The organism is Sinorhizobium sp. B11, assembly GCA_039725955.1.
GTDB lineage: Bacteria > Pseudomonadota > Alphaproteobacteria > Rhizobiales > Rhizobiaceae > Rhizobium.
Genome location: CP091034.1, coordinates 1,261,915 through 1,280,427 on the forward strand (window position 1 = coordinate 1,261,915; position 18,513 = coordinate 1,280,427).

General features: G+C 59.7%; 17 protein-coding genes. 9 read left to right on the forward strand and 8 right to left on the reverse strand.

The features are described 5' to 3' along the window. Positions 1-99 precede the first annotated feature (99 nt). Positions 100-1,143, reverse strand: coding sequence for an aldo/keto reductase (locus LVY75_16055; GenBank protein XAZ24709.1), 1,044 nt, complete (start codon positions 1,141-1,143; stop codon positions 100-102). A 208-nt stretch (positions 1,144-1,351) separates the two neighbouring features. Between LVY75_16055 and fabD the strand changes: the two genes are divergently transcribed. The 7 genes from fabD (at position 1,352) to gmk (ending at position 7,848) form a co-directional block, all read left to right on the forward strand. Beyond that, a complete protein-coding gene (gene fabD / locus LVY75_16060; protein XAZ24710.1) occupies positions 1,352-2,296 on the forward strand; it encodes an ACP S-malonyltransferase in 945 nt (314 codons plus the stop codon). A gap of 29 nt (positions 2,297-2,325) precedes the next feature. After that, on the forward strand, positions 2,326-3,063 hold the full coding sequence (fabG, locus tag LVY75_16065) for a 3-oxoacyl-[acyl-carrier-protein] reductase (protein XAZ24711.1): 738 nt from the start codon (positions 2,326-2,328) through the stop codon (positions 3,061-3,063). Between the two features lie 285 nt (positions 3,064-3,348). Continuing rightward, positions 3,349-3,585, forward strand: coding sequence for an acyl carrier protein (locus tag LVY75_16070; GenBank protein ID XAZ24712.1), 237 nt, complete (start codon positions 3,349-3,351; stop codon positions 3,583-3,585). Positions 3,586-3,678: 93 nt separating this feature from the next. Continuing rightward, positions 3,679-4,941 (forward strand): beta-ketoacyl-ACP synthase II, encoded by a 1,263-nt coding sequence (fabF, locus tag LVY75_16075; GenBank protein XAZ24713.1) that lies wholly within the window; start codon positions 3,679-3,681, stop codon positions 4,939-4,941. Between the two features lie 116 nt (positions 4,942-5,057). Continuing rightward, positions 5,058-6,278, forward strand: a complete 1,221-nt coding sequence (gene mltG / locus LVY75_16080) for an endolytic transglycosylase MltG (protein XAZ24714.1) — start codon at positions 5,058-5,060, stop codon at positions 6,276-6,278. 16 nt (positions 6,279-6,294) lie between these two features. Continuing rightward, positions 6,295-7,182, forward strand: coding sequence for a YicC family protein (locus LVY75_16085; GenBank protein ID XAZ24715.1), 888 nt, complete (start codon positions 6,295-6,297; stop codon positions 7,180-7,182). A gap of 3 nt (positions 7,183-7,185) precedes the next feature. Next, positions 7,186-7,848: a guanylate kinase gene (gmk, locus tag LVY75_16090; GenBank protein XAZ24716.1), complete on the forward strand. Its 663-nt coding sequence runs from the start codon at positions 7,186-7,188 to the stop codon at positions 7,846-7,848. Between the two features lie 98 nt (positions 7,849-7,946). Here gmk and rsmA read toward each other — a convergent pair whose 3' ends face one another. The 7 genes from rsmA to LVY75_16125 all read right to left on the reverse strand — a co-directional run bounded on the left by rsmA (position 7,947) and on the right by LVY75_16125 (position 16,433). Then, on the reverse strand, positions 7,947-8,774 hold the full coding sequence (rsmA, locus tag LVY75_16095; protein XAZ24717.1) for a 16S rRNA (adenine(1518)-N(6)/adenine(1519)-N(6))-dimethyltransferase RsmA: 828 nt from the start codon (positions 8,772-8,774) through the stop codon (positions 7,947-7,949). Then, positions 8,774-9,802 carry a 4-hydroxythreonine-4-phosphate dehydrogenase PdxA gene (gene pdxA, locus LVY75_16100; GenBank protein ID XAZ24718.1) on the reverse strand — a complete coding sequence of 343 codons (1,029 nt, stop codon included), beginning with the start codon at positions 9,800-9,802 and terminating at the stop codon, positions 8,774-8,776. The genes rsmA and pdxA overlap by 1 nt, the downstream gene beginning before the upstream one ends. Positions 9,803-9,808: 6 nt before the next feature. Then, complete coding sequence (locus tag LVY75_16105; protein ID XAZ24719.1) at positions 9,809-10,750, reverse strand: peptidylprolyl isomerase; 942 nt, start codon at positions 10,748-10,750, stop codon at positions 9,809-9,811. Between the two features lie 189 nt (positions 10,751-10,939). Beyond that, positions 10,940-13,294: an LPS-assembly protein LptD gene (locus LVY75_16110; GenBank protein ID XAZ24720.1), complete on the reverse strand. Its 2,355-nt coding sequence runs from the start codon at positions 13,292-13,294 to the stop codon at positions 10,940-10,942. Then, positions 13,294-14,382: an LPS export ABC transporter permease LptG gene (gene lptG / locus LVY75_16115; GenBank protein ID XAZ24721.1), complete on the reverse strand. Its 1,089-nt coding sequence runs from the start codon at positions 14,380-14,382 to the stop codon at positions 13,294-13,296. The genes LVY75_16110 and lptG overlap by 1 nt, the downstream gene beginning before the upstream one ends. Continuing rightward, positions 14,379-15,560: an LptF/LptG family permease gene (locus LVY75_16120; protein XAZ24722.1), complete on the reverse strand. Its 1,182-nt coding sequence runs from the start codon at positions 15,558-15,560 to the stop codon at positions 14,379-14,381. The genes lptG and LVY75_16120 overlap by 4 nt, the downstream gene beginning before the upstream one ends. Before the next feature lie 99 nt (positions 15,561-15,659). Then, positions 15,660-16,433: a phosphatase PAP2 family protein gene (locus LVY75_16125; GenBank protein XAZ24723.1), complete on the reverse strand. Its 774-nt coding sequence runs from the start codon at positions 16,431-16,433 to the stop codon at positions 15,660-15,662. A gap of 140 nt (positions 16,434-16,573) precedes the next feature. On the opposite strand from LVY75_16125, the gene LVY75_16130 reads away from it, so the two are divergent. Together LVY75_16130 and LVY75_16135 are read left to right on the forward strand one after the other, a co-directional pair. Next, a complete protein-coding gene (locus LVY75_16130; GenBank protein ID XAZ24724.1) occupies positions 16,574-18,067 on the forward strand; it encodes a leucyl aminopeptidase in 1,494 nt (497 codons plus the stop codon). Beyond that, on the forward strand, positions 18,064-18,513 hold the full coding sequence (locus LVY75_16135; protein ID XAZ24725.1) for a DNA polymerase III subunit chi: 450 nt from the start codon (positions 18,064-18,066) through the stop codon (positions 18,511-18,513). The genes LVY75_16130 and LVY75_16135 overlap by 4 nt, the downstream gene beginning before the upstream one ends.

Here is an 18,513-nt window from a genome sequence, read left to right on the forward strand (position 1 = left end):
GGAAGCGGGCAACAAACTACGAAAAGCGGCCACCGCCAGCCGGAATGAGAAAAGAGCGCGATTGCTCGCGCCCTCAAAACGTCGGGGATACCGACCCCCTCAGAGCGGCATCGGATACTGCCGGTGAACCTTCTCGATCTCCGCCAACACTTCGCCGCTGAGCTTCACGCCGACGGATCCAATATCCGTCTTCAGCTGTGCCATCGTGGTTGCACCGATGATGACCGAGGTCATGAAGCGACGGGTCAGGCAGAAGGCGAGTGCCATCTGCGACGGATCGAGCCCATGCCGAGCCGCGATATCGAGATAGGCCTTCGTCGGCGCTTCCTGCAGCGGCTGCAGGCGGCCGCCGAGATCACCGTTGATCGCGGCGCGCGTGCCCGCAGGCTTCTCGCCATTGATGTATTTCCCACTCAGAATGCCGGCGGCAAGCGGCGAATAGGCGAGGAGGCCGACTTCCTCGTGATGGGAGAGTTCCGCGAGGTCGAGATCGAAATGGCGGTAGAGAAGATTATATTCGTTCTGGGTGCTGGCGACGCGCGGCAGGTTCATCTGCTCGGAGAGGCTCACATATTTCTGGATGCCCCAGGTCGTCTCGTTGGATAGGCCGAAGGCGCGGATCTTGCCCTCCTTCACCAGTTCGCCCACCGTCTGCAAAATATCGGTCATGTTGGCGACGGCCTTGGCACGATCCTGCCCGAACGGATCGTAGTGCCAGCTCTGGCGGAAATGGAAATGGCCGCGGTTCGGCCAGTGGATCTGATAGAGATCGACATATTCCGTCTTCAGCCGCTTCAGGCTGGCCTCGAGCGCGAGGCGGATATTCTTGCAGTCGGCGCCTTCGCCGTTGCGCAGGTAGGAGCGGCCGGTACCGGCAACCTTGGTGGCAAGAACGATATCCTTGCGCTTGCCGGTCCTTTCGAACCAGCTGCCGATATACTCCTCCGTGCGGCCCTGTGTTTCGGCCGAAACAGGCGTGGTCGGATAAAGCTCGGCAGTATCGAAGAAATTGATGCCTTCCTGGACAGCGTAGTCCATCTGCTCGTGGGCTTCCGCCTCGCTGTTCTGCGTGCCCCAGGTCATGGTGCCAAGGCAAATCTCGGAAACGGAAATATCGGTGCGGCCTAATTTATTATATTTCATCGGAAACCTTGGGCATGGTCTGAAAAAGGGAAAGGCGTGGGAAGAGCCGCGCAAATCTAGGACGGATTTGCCGAAGCGCAAGAGAAAAAACCGAGCGTTTCCGCTGGGGCGAAAGGCTTTGGAGAGAATCTGCCGCCACTTGACTCTCAAAGAAAGAATGTCAATTGGAGGCGAAATGGCCCGACGGGCACTATCGAGGGATTGAAAAATGACCATTGCTTTCACTTTTCCCGGCCAGGGCAGCCAGGCCGTTGGCATGGGCAAGGATCTCGCCGAGAATTTTGCAGAAGCCCGCGCCGTTTTCGAAGAGGTCGATGAAGCGCTCGGTGAAAAGCTTTCCGACACCATGTTCAACGGTCCCGAGGACAAGCTGACGCTTACGGCAAACGCCCAGCCGGCGCTGATGGCCGTCTCCCTGGCCGTTATCCGCGTTCTCGAAGCGAGGGGGCTCGATCTGAAGGCCAAGGTCGCCTATGTCGCCGGCCATTCTCTTGGCGAATATTCCGCCCTCTGTGCCGCCGGCACCTTCTCGATAGCAGACACGGCCCGTCTTCTGCGCATCCGCGGCAATGCCATGCAGGCTGCCGTGCCTGTCGGCGTCGGCGCCATGGCCGCCATCATCGGCCTCGAACATGCCGACGTGCAGGCCGTCTGTGAGGAGGCTGCAGCGATCGGCTCCTGTCAGATTGCCAACGACAACGGCGGCGGCCAGCTCGTCATATCGGGCGAGAAGTCGGCCGTCGAAAAGGCCGCTGGCTTGGCGACCGACAAGGGCGCCAAGCGAGCCATTCTGTTGCCGGTCTCCGCTCCCTTCCATTCGAAGCTGATGGCACCTGCCGCAGATGCCATGCGCGAGGCGCTCGCCGGCGTGAAGAAGGCCAATCCGGTCGTGCCCCTTATCGCAAATGTTCGCGCAGCACCTGTCACGGATGCCGAGGAGATCGCAGCCCTTCTCGTCGAGCAAGTCACCGGACAGGTTCGCTGGCGCGAAACGGTGGAATGGTTTGCCGCAAATGGCGTCACCACGCTCTATGAACTCGGTGCCGGCAAGGTCCTGACTGGTCTTGCGCGCCGCATAGACAAGACTATCAATGGCGTCTCGGTCAACGGCCCAGCCGATATCGACGCTGCCATTGCCGCACTCACGGCCTGATTGCCCCACTTTATATAAGGAACGTTCCCATGTTCGATCTTTCCGGCCGCAAGGCTCTCGTCACCGGCGCATCGGGCGGCATTGGCGAAGAAATCGCCCGCCTTCTTCACAAGCAGGGCGCCATTGTCGGCCTGCACGGAACTCGCGTCGAAAAGCTCGAGGCTCTCGCAAACGAACTCGGCGATCGCGTGAAGATCTTCCCGGCGAACCTTTCGGATCGCGACGAAGTCAAGGCTCTCGGCCAGAAGGCGGAAGCCGATCTCGAAGGCGTCGATATCCTCGTCAACAATGCCGGCATCACCAAGGACGGTCTCTTCGTTCGCATGAGCGATGAGGACTGGGATGCTGTTCTCGAAGTGAACCTGACGGCGACCTTCCGCCTGACGCGCGAGCTCACCCATCCGATGATGCGCCGCCGTTATGGCCGCATCATCAACATCACCTCCGTCGTCGGCGTCACCGGCAATCCGGGACAGGCGAACTACTGCGCCTCCAAGGCCGGTATGATCGGCTTCACGAAATCTCTGGCGCAGGAGATCGCCACGCGCAACGTGACGGTCAACTGTGTTGCCCCGGGCTTCATCGAAAGCGCCATGACAGGCAAGCTGAACGACAAGCAGAAGGAAGCGATCATGGGTGCGATCCCCATGAAGCGCATGGGAACCGGCGCCGAAGTGGCCTCGGCCGTCGCCTATCTCGCGTCCGCTGAGGCCGCCTATATGACGGGTCAGACGCTGCATGTGAACGGCGGCATGGCCATGATCTGAAACGATTAGCTGCCGCAGTCGCCGATTTAAGCCAATAGCGTGTTGAGCAATCACGAACGGTTGATTTTCTGGCTTTGCGGCAGACTTAAAGCATGTTAAGCGGGCCATGACTGTCAACAGTCGTCCCGAAAAAGCAGACGGACCGGCGGGCTTTTCGCAAGCCTGGGACTTCTCTAAAGCCGGGTAAACGAGTTTGCCGAGGATGTCTGAACGCATCGCAGGCTGAAACAGGGTAGGGGTGTCAGAAGGACATTCCGATCAGGACATAAGGTCGAGGAAACCGACATGAGCGATATCGCAGAACGCGTAAAGAAAATTGTTATTGATCATCTTGGCGTCGATGCCGACAAGGTCGTCGAGAGCGCCAGCTTTATCGACGATCTGGGCGCCGACTCGCTCGACACGGTCGAACTGGTCATGGCTTTCGAAGAAGAATTCGGCGTTGAAATCCCCGATGATGCCGCTGACTCGATCCTGACCGTTGGCGATGCCGTGAAGTTTATTGAAAAGGCTCAGGCCTGATACTGTGCATTCGAGAAAGGGCGGGCCAAGAGTCCGCCCTTTTCTTTTGAGCATGTTTCTCCATAAAACATAACAGACGGGGGAAAGCAGTCGATGAGAAGGGTCGTCATTACTGGTACCGGCATGGTATCGCCCTTGGGATGCGGAACGGAAGTTACCTGGTCCCGCCTGCTTGCGGGAGCAAACGGCGCCCGTCTCGTGTCCGAATTCGAAGTCGAGGATCTCCCTGCCAAGATTGCTTGCCGCATTCCCGTCGGCGATGGTTCTGACGGTACGTTCAATGCCGACGATTGGATGGAGCCGAAGGAACAGCGCAAGGTAGACCCTTTCATCATCTACGGCATGGCTGCTGCCGACATGGCGCTCAAGGATGCCGACTGGCATCCGGAAACCGATGAGGACCAGATCGCCACCGGCGTGCTGATCGGCTCCGGCATCGGCGGCATCGAGGGTATTGTCGAAGCCGGCTATACGCTGCGCGACAAAGGCCCGCGCCGCATCTCTCCTTTCTTCATTCCCGGTCGGCTGATCAACCTTGTTTCGGGCCAGGTCTCCATTCGCCATAAGCTGCGCGGCCCGAACCATTCGGTTGTTACCGCCTGCTCCACCGGTGCGCACGCCATTGGCGATGCTGCCCGTCTCATTGCGCTCGGCGATGCCGATGTCATGGTCGCCGGTGGCACGGAATCCCCGGTCAGCCGCATTTCGCTTGCCGGCTTTGCTGCCTGCAAGGCGCTGTCGACGCAGCACAATGACGACCCGCAGAAAGCGTCGCGCCCCTATGACAGGGATCGTGACGGTTTCGTCATGGGCGAGGGCGCCGGCATTGTCGTTCTCGAAGAGCTGGACCATGCGTTGGCACGCGGCGCCAAGATCTATGCAGAAGTGGTTGGTTACGGCCTTTCCGGCGATGCCTTCCACATCACCGCTCCGTCTGAAGACGGCGATGGCGCGTTCCGCTGCATGACCATGGCGCTGAAGCGCGCCGGCCTGACGCCTGCCGATGTCGACTACATCAACGCCCACGGCACTTCGACCATGGCCGATACGATCGAGCTAGGCGCCGTTGAGCGCCTCGTCGGCAATGCGGCCTCGAAGATCTCGATGTCGTCGACCAAATCCGCGACCGGCCACCTGCTCGGTGCCGCCGGCGCCATCGAGGCGATCTTCACGACCCTCGCAATTCGGGATAATGTCGCCCCTCCGACGCTCAACCTCGACAATCCTGAGCGGGAAACCGCAATCGACCTCGTTCCGCACAAGGCTCGTGAGCGAGAAATTAACGTGGCGCTATCCAACTCATTCGGATTCGGCGGCACGAATGCATCGCTCGTGCTGCGCCGCTACGTCGCGTAACAGACGGTTCACGACACGGGCGAACGTCAAACGGCGTCAGGAAGCGCGGCAGAACCTGTTTTTGCCGCATTACTTCGCGAAATAGCGAAGCGGGGCCAAGTTTTAGAGGATTGCCGGTGAGCGACACGACCAACCAGAGCAGCGACAACGGCCAGCCGGCGCAGAAGGGACCGATCATCCCGAAATCGCCGAGCGAAGCCCTGCGCCCGGAACGTGTCCCCGAGCCGCCGAAGCGCTCCAGGAATGCTCGCAGTCAGGTCATCCTCTTCCTGAATTTCGTAATGACCATGGCCGTTGTCGTCTGCATTGCCGGTCTCATCGGCTTCTACTACGCCATCACCGCGTATCAGAACCCCGGTCCGCTGCAGACGAACACCAACTTCATCGTCCGCAATGGGGCGGGCCTCGCGGAAATTGCTACAAACCTCGAGCGCAATCTGATCATCTCGGATGCCCGGGTCTTCCGCTATCTGACGGCCACGCATCTTACGGATGGCGAGAGCCTCAAGGCCGGTGAATACGAGATCAAGGCGCACGCGTCCATGAACGAGATCATGGAACTGCTGAAATCCGGTAAGTCCATCCTCTATTCCGTCTCCTTCCCGGAAGGCCTGACGGTGCGACAAATGTTCGACCGCATGCTTGATGATGCGGTCCTCGAAGGCGACCTGCCGGCTGCCCTGCCGGCGGAAGGCAGCCTGCGGCCCGACACTTACAAGTTCTCGCGCGGCACCAAGCGCTCCGAAATCATCGACCAGATGGCTGCAGCCCAGCAGAAGCTTGTCGATCAGATCTGGGAACGGCGCGATCCTTCGTTGCTCCTGAAGAGCAAGGAAGAGTTCGTCACGCTCGCCTCCATCGTCGAGAAGGAGACGGGAGTGCCGGATGAGCGCGCGCATGTCGCCTCCGTCTTCCTCAACCGTCTTGGCAAGGGGATGCGGCTGCAGTCCGATCCGACCATCATCTATGGTCTCTTCGGTGGCGGGGGCAAACCCTCCGACCGGCCGATCTATCAGTCGGACCTCAAGAAAGAGACCCCCTTCAACACCTACGTCATCAAGGGCCTGCCGCCGACCCCGATTGCCAATCCCGGCAAGGATGCGCTGGAAGCTGTCGCCAATCCCTGGAAGACGCAGGACCTCTATTTCGTCGCCGATGGCTCCGGCGGCCACGTCTTTGCGGCAACGCTCGAAGAGCACAATGCCAACGTCAAGCGCTGGCGCAAGCTCGAAGCAGACAAGGGCGCCGATCCTGAAATTGCCGTCGACGGACAACCGGAAGACCAGCCGGCGGACAATACATCCGCAGTTCCGCCGAAGAAAAAGAAGATCAACTGATGTCGGGAGGCCTTTGATGGCATTGCAGTCCATGACCGGTTTCGCGCGGCGCGAGGGAACGACTGGCCGCTGGCGCTGGGCATGGGAATTGCGCTCGGTCAACGGCAAGGGCCTCGACGTCAGACTGCGGCTTCCGCCCGGTCTGGAGCGCCTGGAAACCGATGTTCGCCGCATTGCCGGCGAGAATTTCAGCCGCGGCAATCTGCAGGCTACGCTGGCGCTGACCTCGGGTGAAAGCCAGCTTGAAGCCGTGCTCAATCAGGATGCCTTCGCTGCCGTTCTCGCGATGCGCGACAAGCTCGAAGGTCTTATCGATCCGGCGCCATTGAGGCTTGATACGCTGCTTTCCATCCGAGGCCTCGTCGATTTCCGCGAGACGCAGGACAGCGAAGAGACGGTCGCTGTCCGCGATGCCGATATCATGTCGGGACTGAAGGCTGCGCTTTCCGATCTCAGGAGCATGCGTGAGCAGGAGGGAGCGGCACTGGCGCGCGTGCTTCTTGGCCACGTCGCGACGGTCGAGGCGCTGACAAGCACGATCGAAGCCGATCCTTCGCGCTCGCCGCAGGAGATCGCGGCAAGGCTCTCCGCGCAGGTGGCACTCCTCATGGAAGGAACCGGCGCTCTCGACCGTGACCGCCTGCACGCCGAAGCGGCACTGCTCGCGACGAAGGCGGATCTGCGCGAAGAGATCGACCGACTGAAGGCCCATGTCGCCGCCGCCCGCGATCTCGTGACAAAAGGTGGCCCGGTTGGCCGAAAGCTCGATTTCCTTGCACAGGAATTTAACCGAGAATCGAATACGATATGCTCGAAGTCGAACGCATCGGCCGTCACCGCAGCCGGGATCGAGCTGAAGGTGGTGATCGATCAGTTCCGCGAGCAGGTCCAGAATTTGGAGTAGGACATGAGCCCGGCGAAAATCTCGTCCATCCAGATCGCCCGTCGCGGTCTGATGCTGGTTATCTCGTCGCCCTCGGGTGCCGGTAAATCCACCATCGCGCGGACGCTTTTGGAAACGGACAAGCAGATCGGCCTTTCCGTCAGCGTCACGACACGTCAGCGCCGGCCCAGCGAAGTGGAAGGCATCCACTATCATTTCAAGACCGTGCGGGAATTCGAGCGGCTGCGCGATTCCGATTCTCTGCTCGAATGGGCCGAGGTTCACGGCAATTTCTACGGCACGCCTCGCGAGCCGGTGGAACAGGCCATGTCCGAAGGCCGCGACATGCTGTTCGATATCGACTGGCAGGGCGCTCAACAGCTGCAGCAGAAGATGCAGGCCGACGTGGTCTCGATCTTCGTGCTGCCGCCGACCATGACCGAGCTGCAGTCGCGCCTGCATCGCCGCGCCGAGGATTCCGAGGAGGTCATTCAGACGCGCCTGGCAAATTCCCGTGCCGAGATCGCCCACTGGCGTGAATACGATTACGTCATCATCAATGATGACCTGAACGCTGCATTCGATGCCGTGCAGTCAATCGTCAAGGCCGAGCGCCTGCGCCGCGACCGCCGTCATGGCATGTTCGACTTCGTCCGCGAGTTGCTAGAGGAAACGCCGGTTCTCTAAAGCAATTCCAGTAAAACTGCGCAGCGGTCTTGCGTCGGGAATCGCGTGAAAACAAGGCGATAGAGCATCTCCGTGATTCGAAGAAAAACAGAAACGCTCTAAAGGCTGTTCGCCAGCCGGCAGAATTCTTCCACTGATAGCGTCTCCGCCCGCCTAGCCGGATCGATACCGGCTTTGACAAGCAGGCTTTCGCCGCCGATGGGCTTCAGGCTCTGGCGCAGCATCTTGCGGCGCTGGCCGAAGGCTGCCTGCGTTACCTTTTCCAGATTGGTAACGGAGCAGGGGATCGGGTTCTCGTTGGGTGTCAGGTGCACGACTGTCGAGGTGACCTTCGGCGGCGGCGTGAAAGCCTGTGGCGGAATATCGAATGCCATCCGGGAGTTTGTTCGCCATCCCGCGAGCACGCCGAGGCGGCCATAGTGATCGTCGTCCTCGGAGGCGACGATCCGCTCGCCGACTTCTTTCTGGAACATCAGTGTCAGCGATTGCCAGAAGGGCGGCCATGCCTTCGGCAGCAGCCAGTTCACCAGCAGCTGGGTGCCGACATTATAGGGCAGGTTGGCGATGATCTTGACGGGACCTTCCGACGCCAGTGCCTCGAAATCTGTCTTCAGCGCATCGCCTTCGATAACCTCCAGCCGGCCGGGATAATGGTCGGCGATCTCGGCCAGCGCCGGCAGGCAGCGCGCATCCCGCTCGACCGCGATGACCTTCTTCGCGCCAAGCGCGAGGATCGCCCGAGTCAACCCGCCAGGTCCAGGCCCGACTTCAAAGACGGTCGCATCTTCAAGCGTGCCGGCCGTTCGGGCGACCTTCTGCGTCAGGTTGAGATCGAGCAGGAAGTTCTGCCCGAGCGCCTTGCGCGCGTCGAGGCCGTGGCGCTGGATAACCTCGCGAAGCGGCGGCAGACCGTCGAGTGCAGCCATTAACGATGGCTTTCCGCCGTGCGGCCGAGCTGCGCGCCGAGCTTGAGCGCGGCAACAAGGCTCGCCTCGCGCGCCAGCCCCTTGCCGGCAATCCCGAAGGCGGTGCCGTGGTCGGGGGAGGTGCGTACGAAAGGAAGGCCGAGCGTCACATTGACGGAATCGTCGAAGCCGAGCGCCTTGGCGGGAATCAGCGCCTGATCGTGGTACATGCAGACAGCAACGTCATAACGTGCGCGTGCTTCGTCATGGAACATCGTATCAGCGGGGAGAGGGCCGATAGCATCGATGCCCTCATCGCGCAGGATCTGCACTGCCGGATGAATGATCGTCTCATCCTCCTTGCCGATGGCGCCGCCTTCGCCCGCATGCGGGTTGAGTCCAGCGATGGCGAGGCGCGGAGAGGTGATCCCGAACCGCTGCTTCAGATCCCTATCTGCGATCCGGCAGGTTTCGACGATCAGGCCGAGGGTCAACGCCTGTGGCACATCCTTGAGCGGAATGTGGATGGTGACAGGAATGGCGCGCAGTTTCGGCCCCGCAAGCATCATGACAGGCGTGATCGACTGACCGGTTGCACGCATGGCAAGGTCGGCAAGGAATTCCGTATGGCCCGGAAATTTGAATCCTGCTTCGTAGAGCACCGACTTGGCGATCGGATTGGTGACGACCGCAAGCGCCTCGCCCTGCATGACGAGTGCCACTGCCGTCTCGATCGAGGCGATCGTACCTTTCGCCGTCGCGACATGCGGCTCTCCTGCCGCAACATCGACGCCGGCCGGCATAGGCAGGACCGGTAGCGCTTCCGCAAATAGAGCAAGACTTTCCGCGGCGTTGCCGATGCTGCGCAGGGGAATATCAAGGCCGAGTTGTCGTGCCCGCACGGCAAGCACGTCGGAATCGCCGATCAGAAAGAACGGCGGCAACCCGAGCTCGCGTCTGCGAAGCCAGGCCATGAGGGTGACATCAGGCCCCACGCCAGCCGGGTCGCCCTGCGTCAACGCAAGCGGTCGCGAAAATGGTGTCGCCATGGAAAATCAGCGATAGATGATCTGCGCGTGCTTGCGCAGTTCATCCAGATATTTGGTGCTGTTTTCATTTTCCGGCGCGGCAGACTTGTCCGACTTGGCCTTGTCGAGGTCTTCCTGACGGAACACCATTTCTGCGGCCTGGTCGTCCGAAACCTGGCGCTGGCTGCAGATTGCCAGATATTCCACGCCCTTTTCGGTCACGCGCGTTGCCGTCGTGTTGCCCTTGGTCTGTGCGACGAGGTCCTTCCACTCCGCGGGAATTTCCGGAGCCAGCATGCGGCCGAGATCGCGGACCGAAACGTCCCGCATGGTCGCAGCGAAAGTCTTGGCCTGATCGCAGCCCGGATATTTGGAACGCGATGCCTCAGCCTCGCCCTTGCGCTTGGCCGTAATCGCATTTCGCTTGGCTGGCGGGACCACGAAGATGACCTGCTGCAGCATGTATTCCGTCGTCACCGGTTTCTGCTTATTGTTCTGCATCAGGCGGTTGACGAGATCGTAATTCGAGATACGTGCGCTGGAGCCGTAGCGGGCATTGACGATACGCGGCCAGCTCATCTGTACGGCAATGAAGTTCTTGAAGTGATCTACCCCGACGCCGGCACGGTCGAGGATCTGGCCCATCTGCTCGACGGAAAGCTTGTTGCTGGCAGCGAAACGAGCGAATGAGGCGTTGACGTCGTCCTGCGAGACGGACATGCGCACGCGAGAGATTTCCTGCCGCTTCAGCGCCTCGTCGACAAGCTGCTCTTCCGCAGCCTTGGCATCGGGTTTCAAGCGCTGCAGGCGCATGAAGGCCTGTCGCTTTGCGACATCGCCGCTGGTAATGGCGGTACCGTTTACCACCGCCTTGACTTCGCTGGCGGCGAAGACAGGGCCGCTGAAGGCAGCAAGCATGAAGGCTGCGCCTGCAATAAGCATGGTTACGGTTTTCTTTGCGTCAATCATCTGTTGACCTCCCGATAGCGCCGCACGATCCAGCGCGCGGCGTTCTTACCATATACACTGAGACGACCGGAAATCGCTTCTCTTGCTCCGCGACACCCTATGCCTCACATAACGATTGGTCGCAATGTCCTGCACAGGCTTACGGCGAAAGAATGGCCCGGCCGGAGATTTCCGGCCGTCCACGTGTCGTCAGAGGTTATTCGCAGCGTCACCCGTGCCCAGGCGGATATCGCCGAGCGTGCGGAACGTCAGGCGTGCGGCGATCGTCCAGTCGCTTGCTGTCTGATCCGCGGTATCGCGGGCATCCGTATAGGCGATGGTGAAGATCGTGCACTCGTCCTCATAGGAGATGCCGAGCGTACGTCTCGTAACGACGTCGTTATTCAGATCCCAGGCGATGCCGCCGAAGATCGACCAGTAATCCTTGAACTTGATCCTGCTGCTCGCCTGAATCTCGTCTTGGTCGTCAGCAAAGCCGTATGCTGGCTGGGCGCTCACGTGCGTATAGGTGACCTGGCCTGAGAAGGTATCGTTCTGATAGGCCGTGATCAGATCGCCGCGATTGAAGGAGAAATCCTTTTCGTCCAAACGGTAGGATGCTGCCATCGACAGGCCGAAAGGCATTTCAATGCCGCCAAGTCCCACATAGTCGGAACGGTCGGTCTCAAGGCCAGAATCGGCGCCGACATTCACGAGGTCATCGGTCGCAAACGAGTTCTGACCGGCGAGCTGGTAGGATTGGCCGAAGATGCCACGTAGCTTGTATCCGCTGTCGAAGGTACCGGTGTACTGGAAACCCAGATTTGCTCGGGTTCCGCCCTCGATCCGGTCATAGCCGGAGAACCTGTCGCGATCAAAAAGGTTCGTTGCGTCGAAGACGAAGCTCTGCGCGTCTTCGTTCGGCAGCCGGCCCGCGAGCGGCTCATCGGGTCGCGCATAGATCTGGGCGATCGGCTCAAGAACATGCGTGCTGTTGCTGGTCGTGAACAGGATCGGATAGCGCATTTCCAGCCCGGCGGTGATCATTCCGCGCGTCGCTGCACTATCGTTGAGATAATTGCCAGCATACGGAATGCCGTTGGCGTCGACGGGGCTTTCCATGTTGAGCGCAAAAGCATCGCCACGCGCTGCAAGCAGCGGTGTGATCACCAGGCCTGTCGAGGTCACGAAGGTGCGCTTCCACTGCAGTTCCGTGCTCAGGCGGGTCGTCTGACCCTCGAGGCCGCGGAAGCGGTCGAAACCTGCGACATTGTAAAAGTCGTCGTGAGTGCGCGAAATATTGGTCAGATTGACATCGGCGGAAAGCTCACCGCCTGCAAGCGGCTGTGGTGCCACATAGTGATAATCGAGCGTCGGATAGACGATCGCCTGCTGCTTTTCCGCGGTGTTGTTGCGATCGGCGTCCTGGACGTCGAAATAGAAGGCGCGCAGGTCGAAGTAATTCCGCTTGCCGAGACCCGTCAGAAAGACGGTGTTGGCATGCGGCGTGTCATCATAGCCGTCAATCTTGTAGGTGCGCGAGAAGTTGTTGTCGCTCTGCACCATAACATCCCAGCCGAAGCTCCAGCGGGGATTGATCCTGAAACGTCCCGCCGATGCGACCATGCCGCGCTGTTTGGCTTCGGCATCGCTTGTACCTTCGCTGAAATTGCTTGGGTTCATCTGATCGATGCCGGCAACGTGCATCGTCACCGTGCCATTTTCAAAGCGGCGGCGATATTCGCCCTCGAGCATCAAGCCCTGGGAGGTGTACCCGGTGCCCGTGACGGTGAAATCCGAACTCGGCGAGATGACGTAGTAATAGGGAACAGAAAGACCGTAGCCGAGATTCTGCGAAACGCTCATCGACGGGAACAGGAAACCCGATTTGCGCTTCACCGTATTATCGGGGACTTCGATCCACGGCAGATAGGCGAGCGAACGACCAAGCAGCTGGAAGCGCGCGTGCTCAAGCCGGATCGTGTGCTTCTCACTGTTCTGGATAACGCGTTCGGCCTTGACCTGCCAGAAAGGGGCACGCTCGGGCTTTTCGGCGCAGGGCAAGCACGCCGTATAGACGCCTTTGTTGAGAATCATCTGCGTGCCGCCGACGCGCTGGCCGGTTTCGGCAACGAGGCGGGTATTGTCGCTTGTCTCGATTCGCAGCGCATTCATGAAGCCGTCTGCGAAATTGTCGGTCACATCGAGGTGGTCGGCATAGATTCGGTTGCCGTCCGGCGTCACCATCTCGATGTTGCCGGTGGCCATCATGCGGCCGGTCTTCTGGTTATAGTCGACCTTCTGGGCGACCAGCTTGTAGCCGCCGTAATTGATCTGCACGCCGCCGATTACAGAGACGAGTTCCTGGTCCTTATTATAGACCAGCTCGTTTGCAGACAGCATCAGCTTCGCGTCCGGCGAGATATTCTGGCCGATGGCAGGCATGCCGGTATTGTTCTCCTGGCCGTAGGCCAGTGGAGCATTTTCGAAATAGGAACACAGAGTCGCACCTAAGAGCAGGGCAACCAACTGTTTACTAAAATTCTTGCGGTCGCCTACCGCCACTAGCCATCCTCCTGATGAAGCAGGATCGTTGCGCCTAAAGCGAGCGCTACGATCACTGGTATCCAAGTCGCCACAAACGGCGGCACGACACCGCTGCTTCCAAATGCCTTTACAAGCACGGTGACGACATAAAGCATGAAGCCTGAAAGGATTCCACCCAGAATCACAGAGCGTGACTGGTTGAACCGGCTAAATTTCAGGGACACTGTTGCAGCAATGAGAGTCATGGCCACCAAGAGCAGTGGCTGCGACAGCAACGAGTTGAATTGAGTCTCGAGCGCCTTCGTAGAGATTCCGAAGGATTTTGCAGCAGCGATACGGTTGGAAAGGTCAAAAAAACCAATTGTTTCCGGCGCAGTCAGCCGCTCCTTGATGAAGTCTTGCTTCAGATTGGTACGAAGCTGTTCCGAAGCCTTACGCACCGGGATTTCCCCAGGCTTGCGTTCGACAACGTTGTTAAGCTGCCAGTAACCATCTTCCAATTTGGCGGATGCGGCGTCCTGCCTCAGAATGACCTGACCGGTGGAATCGAAGTGGACAAGCACGGCGTCCATAAGCAGCGTGCCGTTCTCCAGCACGGTCTTGGCGCCGATGATGACATCGTCCCGGCCGCTGATCTGGCGCAGCCAGGGAACCTGGAGCGCCCTGATCATGGCATTGTCCTGACCGCGCCATGCCGTTTCGAATTGTGTCGCCTGCCTCTGGCCCCAGGCGGCGAGCGGATTGAGCGCCACCACCGTCAGCACGCCGAGAATCAGGGATCCGGCGATAAAAGGCAGCATGAACTGCCAGACCGAAATGCCGGCCGCACGTGTGACGACGAGTTCATATTTCCGGTTTAGGCCGATCAGCACGGTGATGCCGACGAACAGCGCCACGAAGGGAATGGTCTGTTGCAGGATCAATGGCAGGCGGACCGCGGTGAGCAGCACAGCGCCGCCCAGCGTGTAGCCGGGGAAATTGGAGATGCGGCTCGCCGTCTCGCTGAAGTCGAGCAGAAAGGTGATGGCGCTCATACCGATCAGGAACCACATCGTGGTCACCACGTACCGGCGGAAGAAATACCGCGACAATGTCCCGAATATCATTGCGAAGCGCCTCCGCCGGTCCGGCTTGTCGCGGTAAGCATCTGCTTCTGCGCGCGCTTCCAGAGTGTCGAGGTACGATTTCTGACGGCAAGCGGCATCGCGAGCCGCTTGTGCATGTTCAGGAAAATAATCGAAACCAGGCTCGTCACGATCGGGATCGCATAGAGGATCGGGATATAGATCGCGCTCTTGTCGATCTGGTTGGCAACGTAAAATGCAGCCCAGCGCAATGCAAATGCGAGTCCCAGTGCGCCGATCATCGGATGCATCCGCGCTTCGCGATGTGATCGTGCATCCCCAGCTATGACAAGCGAGAAAAGCGCGAAAACGAAGGGAAGCATCCAGTCGGTCAGGCGCCGATGCAGTTCGGCGGCATAGCTGCCGGGCTTGGCGATGTAATCGGGGTCCTTCGGATCGGGATTGAGCAGGAAGCCGAGGTCGCGGTCGCTCGCGCGAAGCGTCGCCTGTCCGTTATTTTCCGTCATGTCCGAAAGATCGAAGGAGTAGGAATCGAACTTGATGACGGAGACGTTTCCATCGGCCGTTTTGCGATGGACTTCGCCATCATGCATGATCAGCGACGTGCCGACATCATCCACGGCGCCTTCGCGCGCATAGTAGATGAGCTCATAATTCGGGTCGCGCTCGTCTGCGACGAAAAGGCCCTTGAGCGTACGGCCGGCAAGCCGCTGCGAGATCTGCACGTAAAGGCCTTCGTCGATCTTGCGGAAGGTCTTCTCCTCAATCACGGACGACAGAAGATCGGCATAGGTGGCGGCGATCATCTGCCGCACGACCGTCTTCGCACGCGGCTCGACGACATTGTCGACGAAGAACGAGAAAACGCTGATGAGGAGCGCGAGCAGCAGGATCGGCCGCGCCAGGATGCTGCGCCGGGCGCCGGCGGCATCGATCACGGTCAGTTCGGAATCGTTGTTCATCGTCGTCAGCGTCTGGGTAATGCCGATGACGAGCGCGAAGGGCAGCACGACGGGAATGATGGACGGCAGGATCAACGTCGCAAGCGTGGCGAAGGAGCCGATCGACTGGCCGCTGTCGGTCACGAGGTTTATGCGCTGCAGGACCTGGGTGGTCCAGATGATCGCGAGCACCGGGAGAAGAGCCACGAGAAACATCTGGCCGACACGCCGTAATATATATGTCTCGAGTAGTTTCATGCTCGCCCTTGAACGCGCCTGCAGGTCGATATGATCAGCAGGAGATTCCCTCTACGCTGTTTGTCTCGGTTTTGCGACAAGTCAGTGTCAAAAATTCATTCAAATTTCAGAATTTTTTTGTTGCCGTGGCGACTCAGCAATTGCCATCAGCGCCGCGAATATGACGACCGAAGACAGCCATCCCAGCACGACGTCGGATAGATAATGTGCGCCGAAGGAGAGCCGCATCGCGGGGGTCAGGATGGAAACCGCAGCAACAGGGGCCACAAGCGCATAGCGCACCGACTTCGGAACGAAGATGAGCAGGCAGAACAGCCAGCCCGCGCTCGCGGCCTCTCCGGATATGAACGAGCAGTTCGAAACGCATTTGCCGGCCAATGAACCGGCTTCGGCGAAATGCAGCGTACCGCCGAAAAAATCGGTCTGCACCGGCCGCGGCCGACCCCAGTGTTCCTTGAGGATCACATTAACGAGAAGAACGGGACCGATCAGCAGCGTGCCGAGAGCCACCTTCAGATCGCGGGCGCGCGGCGCATTGAACGTCGCGCCATGCTGTTGATAACACTCCGCCAGTTTCCACAGCATCACCGCGGTCACGACATAGGGAACATAGAAGAACAGCGTGCGCAGCAGGCCGAGGATCGCTTCGCTCCGATAGGGGAAGGAGCCGCAGATCTCGGTGGCCGGGGCTGACGCGCTACACGCCACCTGCACGAAAAAAAGCTGGGAAAAATAAATATCGATCCCGGGAAAGGCGCGGAACAGGGCCAATAGCAGCCACCAGACCCAGAAAAGCAGGATAAAGACCCCGAATGCCGTTTTCGGCAGGCGGATTGCCGGACCCCGCCATCGATTTTTCGAAAAAACTGTCAACGCAAACATCTACGAAAATGACGAAAACCTTTTGGCCTGGCGGCCGCGCGGAACATAACAACTGTCGCCGGCCATTGACAGACCCGTCAAACGCGAAATTATCCCCTGGCACGGATTTCATGAATCCCATCGGAGAAGACATGTCTGCAAAATTCGAAATTTCATTCTCAAAATCGGCAAAACTCGGCGGCGGCCTCGCGATTCTTCTGAAGACATCAGAGGCAGACACGGCGGCTGGGGCCGATATTGCCGATCCGGCGGGAGTGATCGCCAAGGCGTCGAAGATTGCACGCTTCTCGGCAAAGTTGCTGGCTGCCCTCGATCTTGTGGCGCCGGAAGGCGCGCCGGTCGACCGTATCGTCGTACTGGGCCTCGGCAAGCCTGCAGACCTCACCGTCCACGACTGGCTGAAAGCCGGTGGCAGCGCTGCATCGAGGATCAAGAATACCGAGAAGGTGACGATCTTCATCGATGCGCCGGGTGCAGAGGTCAGCGCCAAGGCCGCGGCCGATTTCGCTCTCGGCATGCTGCTGCGCGCCTACAGTTTCGATATCTACAAGACGAAGAAGAATGACGACGAAGAGAAGCAGGCGAAGTCGGTCAAAGTGACGATCGTCACGGCCGATGCGGCTGCCGCCAAGAAAGCCTTCGCCGATGCCGAATCGGTCGCGGATGGCGTGAACCTCGCCCGCGACCTGGTCAACGAACCGCCGAATGTGCTCGGTCCGGTGGAGTTTGCCGCCAAGGCCAAGGAGCTTGAGAAGCTGGGCGTTGAGGTGGAAATTCTCACCGAGCGCGAAATGCGTCGTCTCGGCATGGGGGCGCTGCTGGGCGTTGCCCAGGGTTCCGTCCGTCCGCCGCGCCTCGCGGTCATGCAGTGGAAGGGCAGTAAGGGCAAGGATCGGCCGATCGCCTTCATCGGCAAGGGCGTCGTCTTCGATACCGGTGGCATCTCGATCAAGCCGGCGGCCAACATGGAAGATATGAAGGGCGATATGGGTGGTGCGGCCGCGGTCACCGGCCTCATGCACACGCTCGCCGCCCGCAAGGCGCCGGTCAATGCCGTCGGCATTATCGGTCTTGTGGAAAACATGCCCGATGGCAACGCCCAGCGTCCGGGCGATATCGTCACTTCTATGTCGGGCCAGACGATCGAGATCATCAACACCGATGCGGAAGGCCGCCTCGTGCTCTGCGATGCGCTCTGGTATTGCAACGACCGCTTCAAGCCACAGTTCATGATCAATCTTGCAACGCTGACAGGCGCGATCATGGTCGCGCTCGGCAATAACCATGCCGGTCTCTTCTCGAACGACGATCCCCTGTCGGCGCAACTGACGACCGCCGGCCTCGTGACGAACGAGAAGCTGTGGCGCATGCCGCTCGGCAAGGAATATGACAAGATGATCGACAGCAAGTTCGCCGACATGAAGAATACCGGCGGCCGCCTTGCCGGCTCCATCACCGCCGCGCATTTCCTCAAGCGCTTCGTACAGGATACGCCCTGGGCGCATCTTGATATCGCCGGCACGGCGATGGGATCGGTACAGGACGAGATCAACCAGTCCTGGGGTTCGGGTTTCGGCGTCCGCCTGCTTGATGAACTGGTCCGCTCGAACTACGAAACACGATGACGGAAATCCTCTTCTATCACCTCACCGAATCGAAGTTGGAAGACGCGCTTCCGCCGCTGCTCGACAAGAGTGTCGAGCGCGGCTGGCGGGTCGCCGTTCAGATGAAAGAGACTGCGCGGCGTGATGCGCTGGATCAGCATCTGTGGACCTATCGGGAGGACAGTTTCCTGCCGCATGGCACCGACGGAGGAGATTTCGCCGCAGATCAGCCCGTTCTCCTGACCGTCTCGGCTGACAATCCGAATGCCGCCACCGTCCGCTTCATCGTCGACGGTGCAGAACCGCCGCCCGCTGCGGATTATGAGCGGATCGTCTTCATGTTCGACGGTTACGATCAGGAGCAGCTCGAGGGCGCGCGCGCCCAATGGAAGAAGCTGAAAGGCGAGGGGCACAACCTGACCTATTGGCAGCAGACGCCAGAGGGACGGTGGGAGAAGAAGGCCTGA

Bases quoted from the DNA above. Each gene is read 5' to 3' on its own strand.
- LVY75_16120 (XAZ24722.1), bottom strand. From the start codon at position 15,560: ATGAAACTACTCGAGACATATATATTACGGCGTGTCGGCCAGATGTTT.
- gmk (XAZ24716.1), top strand. From the start codon at position 7,186: ATGAGCCCGGCGAAAATCTCGTCCATCCAGATCGCCCGTCGCGGTCTG.
- LVY75_16130 (XAZ24724.1), top strand. From the start codon at position 16,574: ATGTCTGCAAAATTCGAAATTTCATTCTCAAAATCGGCAAAACTCGGC.
- fabF (XAZ24713.1), top strand. From the start codon at position 3,679: ATGAGAAGGGTCGTCATTACTGGTACCGGCATGGTATCGCCCTTGGGA.
- LVY75_16070 (XAZ24712.1), top strand. From the start codon at position 3,349: ATGAGCGATATCGCAGAACGCGTAAAGAAAATTGTTATTGATCATCTT.
- fabG (XAZ24711.1), top strand. From the start codon at position 2,326: ATGTTCGATCTTTCCGGCCGCAAGGCTCTCGTCACCGGCGCATCGGGC.
- LVY75_16105 (XAZ24719.1), bottom strand. From the start codon at position 10,750: ATGATTGACGCAAAGAAAACCGTAACCATGCTTATTGCAGGCGCAGCC.
- LVY75_16055 (XAZ24709.1), bottom strand. From the start codon at position 1,143: ATGAAATATAATAAATTAGGCCGCACCGATATTTCCGTTTCCGAGATT.
- lptG (XAZ24721.1), bottom strand. From the start codon at position 14,382: ATGATATTCGGGACATTGTCGCGGTATTTCTTCCGCCGGTACGTGGTG.
- fabD (XAZ24710.1), top strand. From the start codon at position 1,352: ATGACCATTGCTTTCACTTTTCCCGGCCAGGGCAGCCAGGCCGTTGGC.
- LVY75_16085 (XAZ24715.1), top strand. From the start codon at position 6,295: ATGGCATTGCAGTCCATGACCGGTTTCGCGCGGCGCGAGGGAACGACT.
- rsmA (XAZ24717.1), bottom strand. From the start codon at position 8,774: ATGGCTGCACTCGACGGTCTGCCGCCGCTTCGCGAGGTTATCCAGCGC.
- pdxA (XAZ24718.1), bottom strand. From the start codon at position 9,802: ATGGCGACACCATTTTCGCGACCGCTTGCGTTGACGCAGGGCGACCCG.
- LVY75_16135 (XAZ24725.1), top strand. From the start codon at position 18,064: ATGACGGAAATCCTCTTCTATCACCTCACCGAATCGAAGTTGGAAGAC.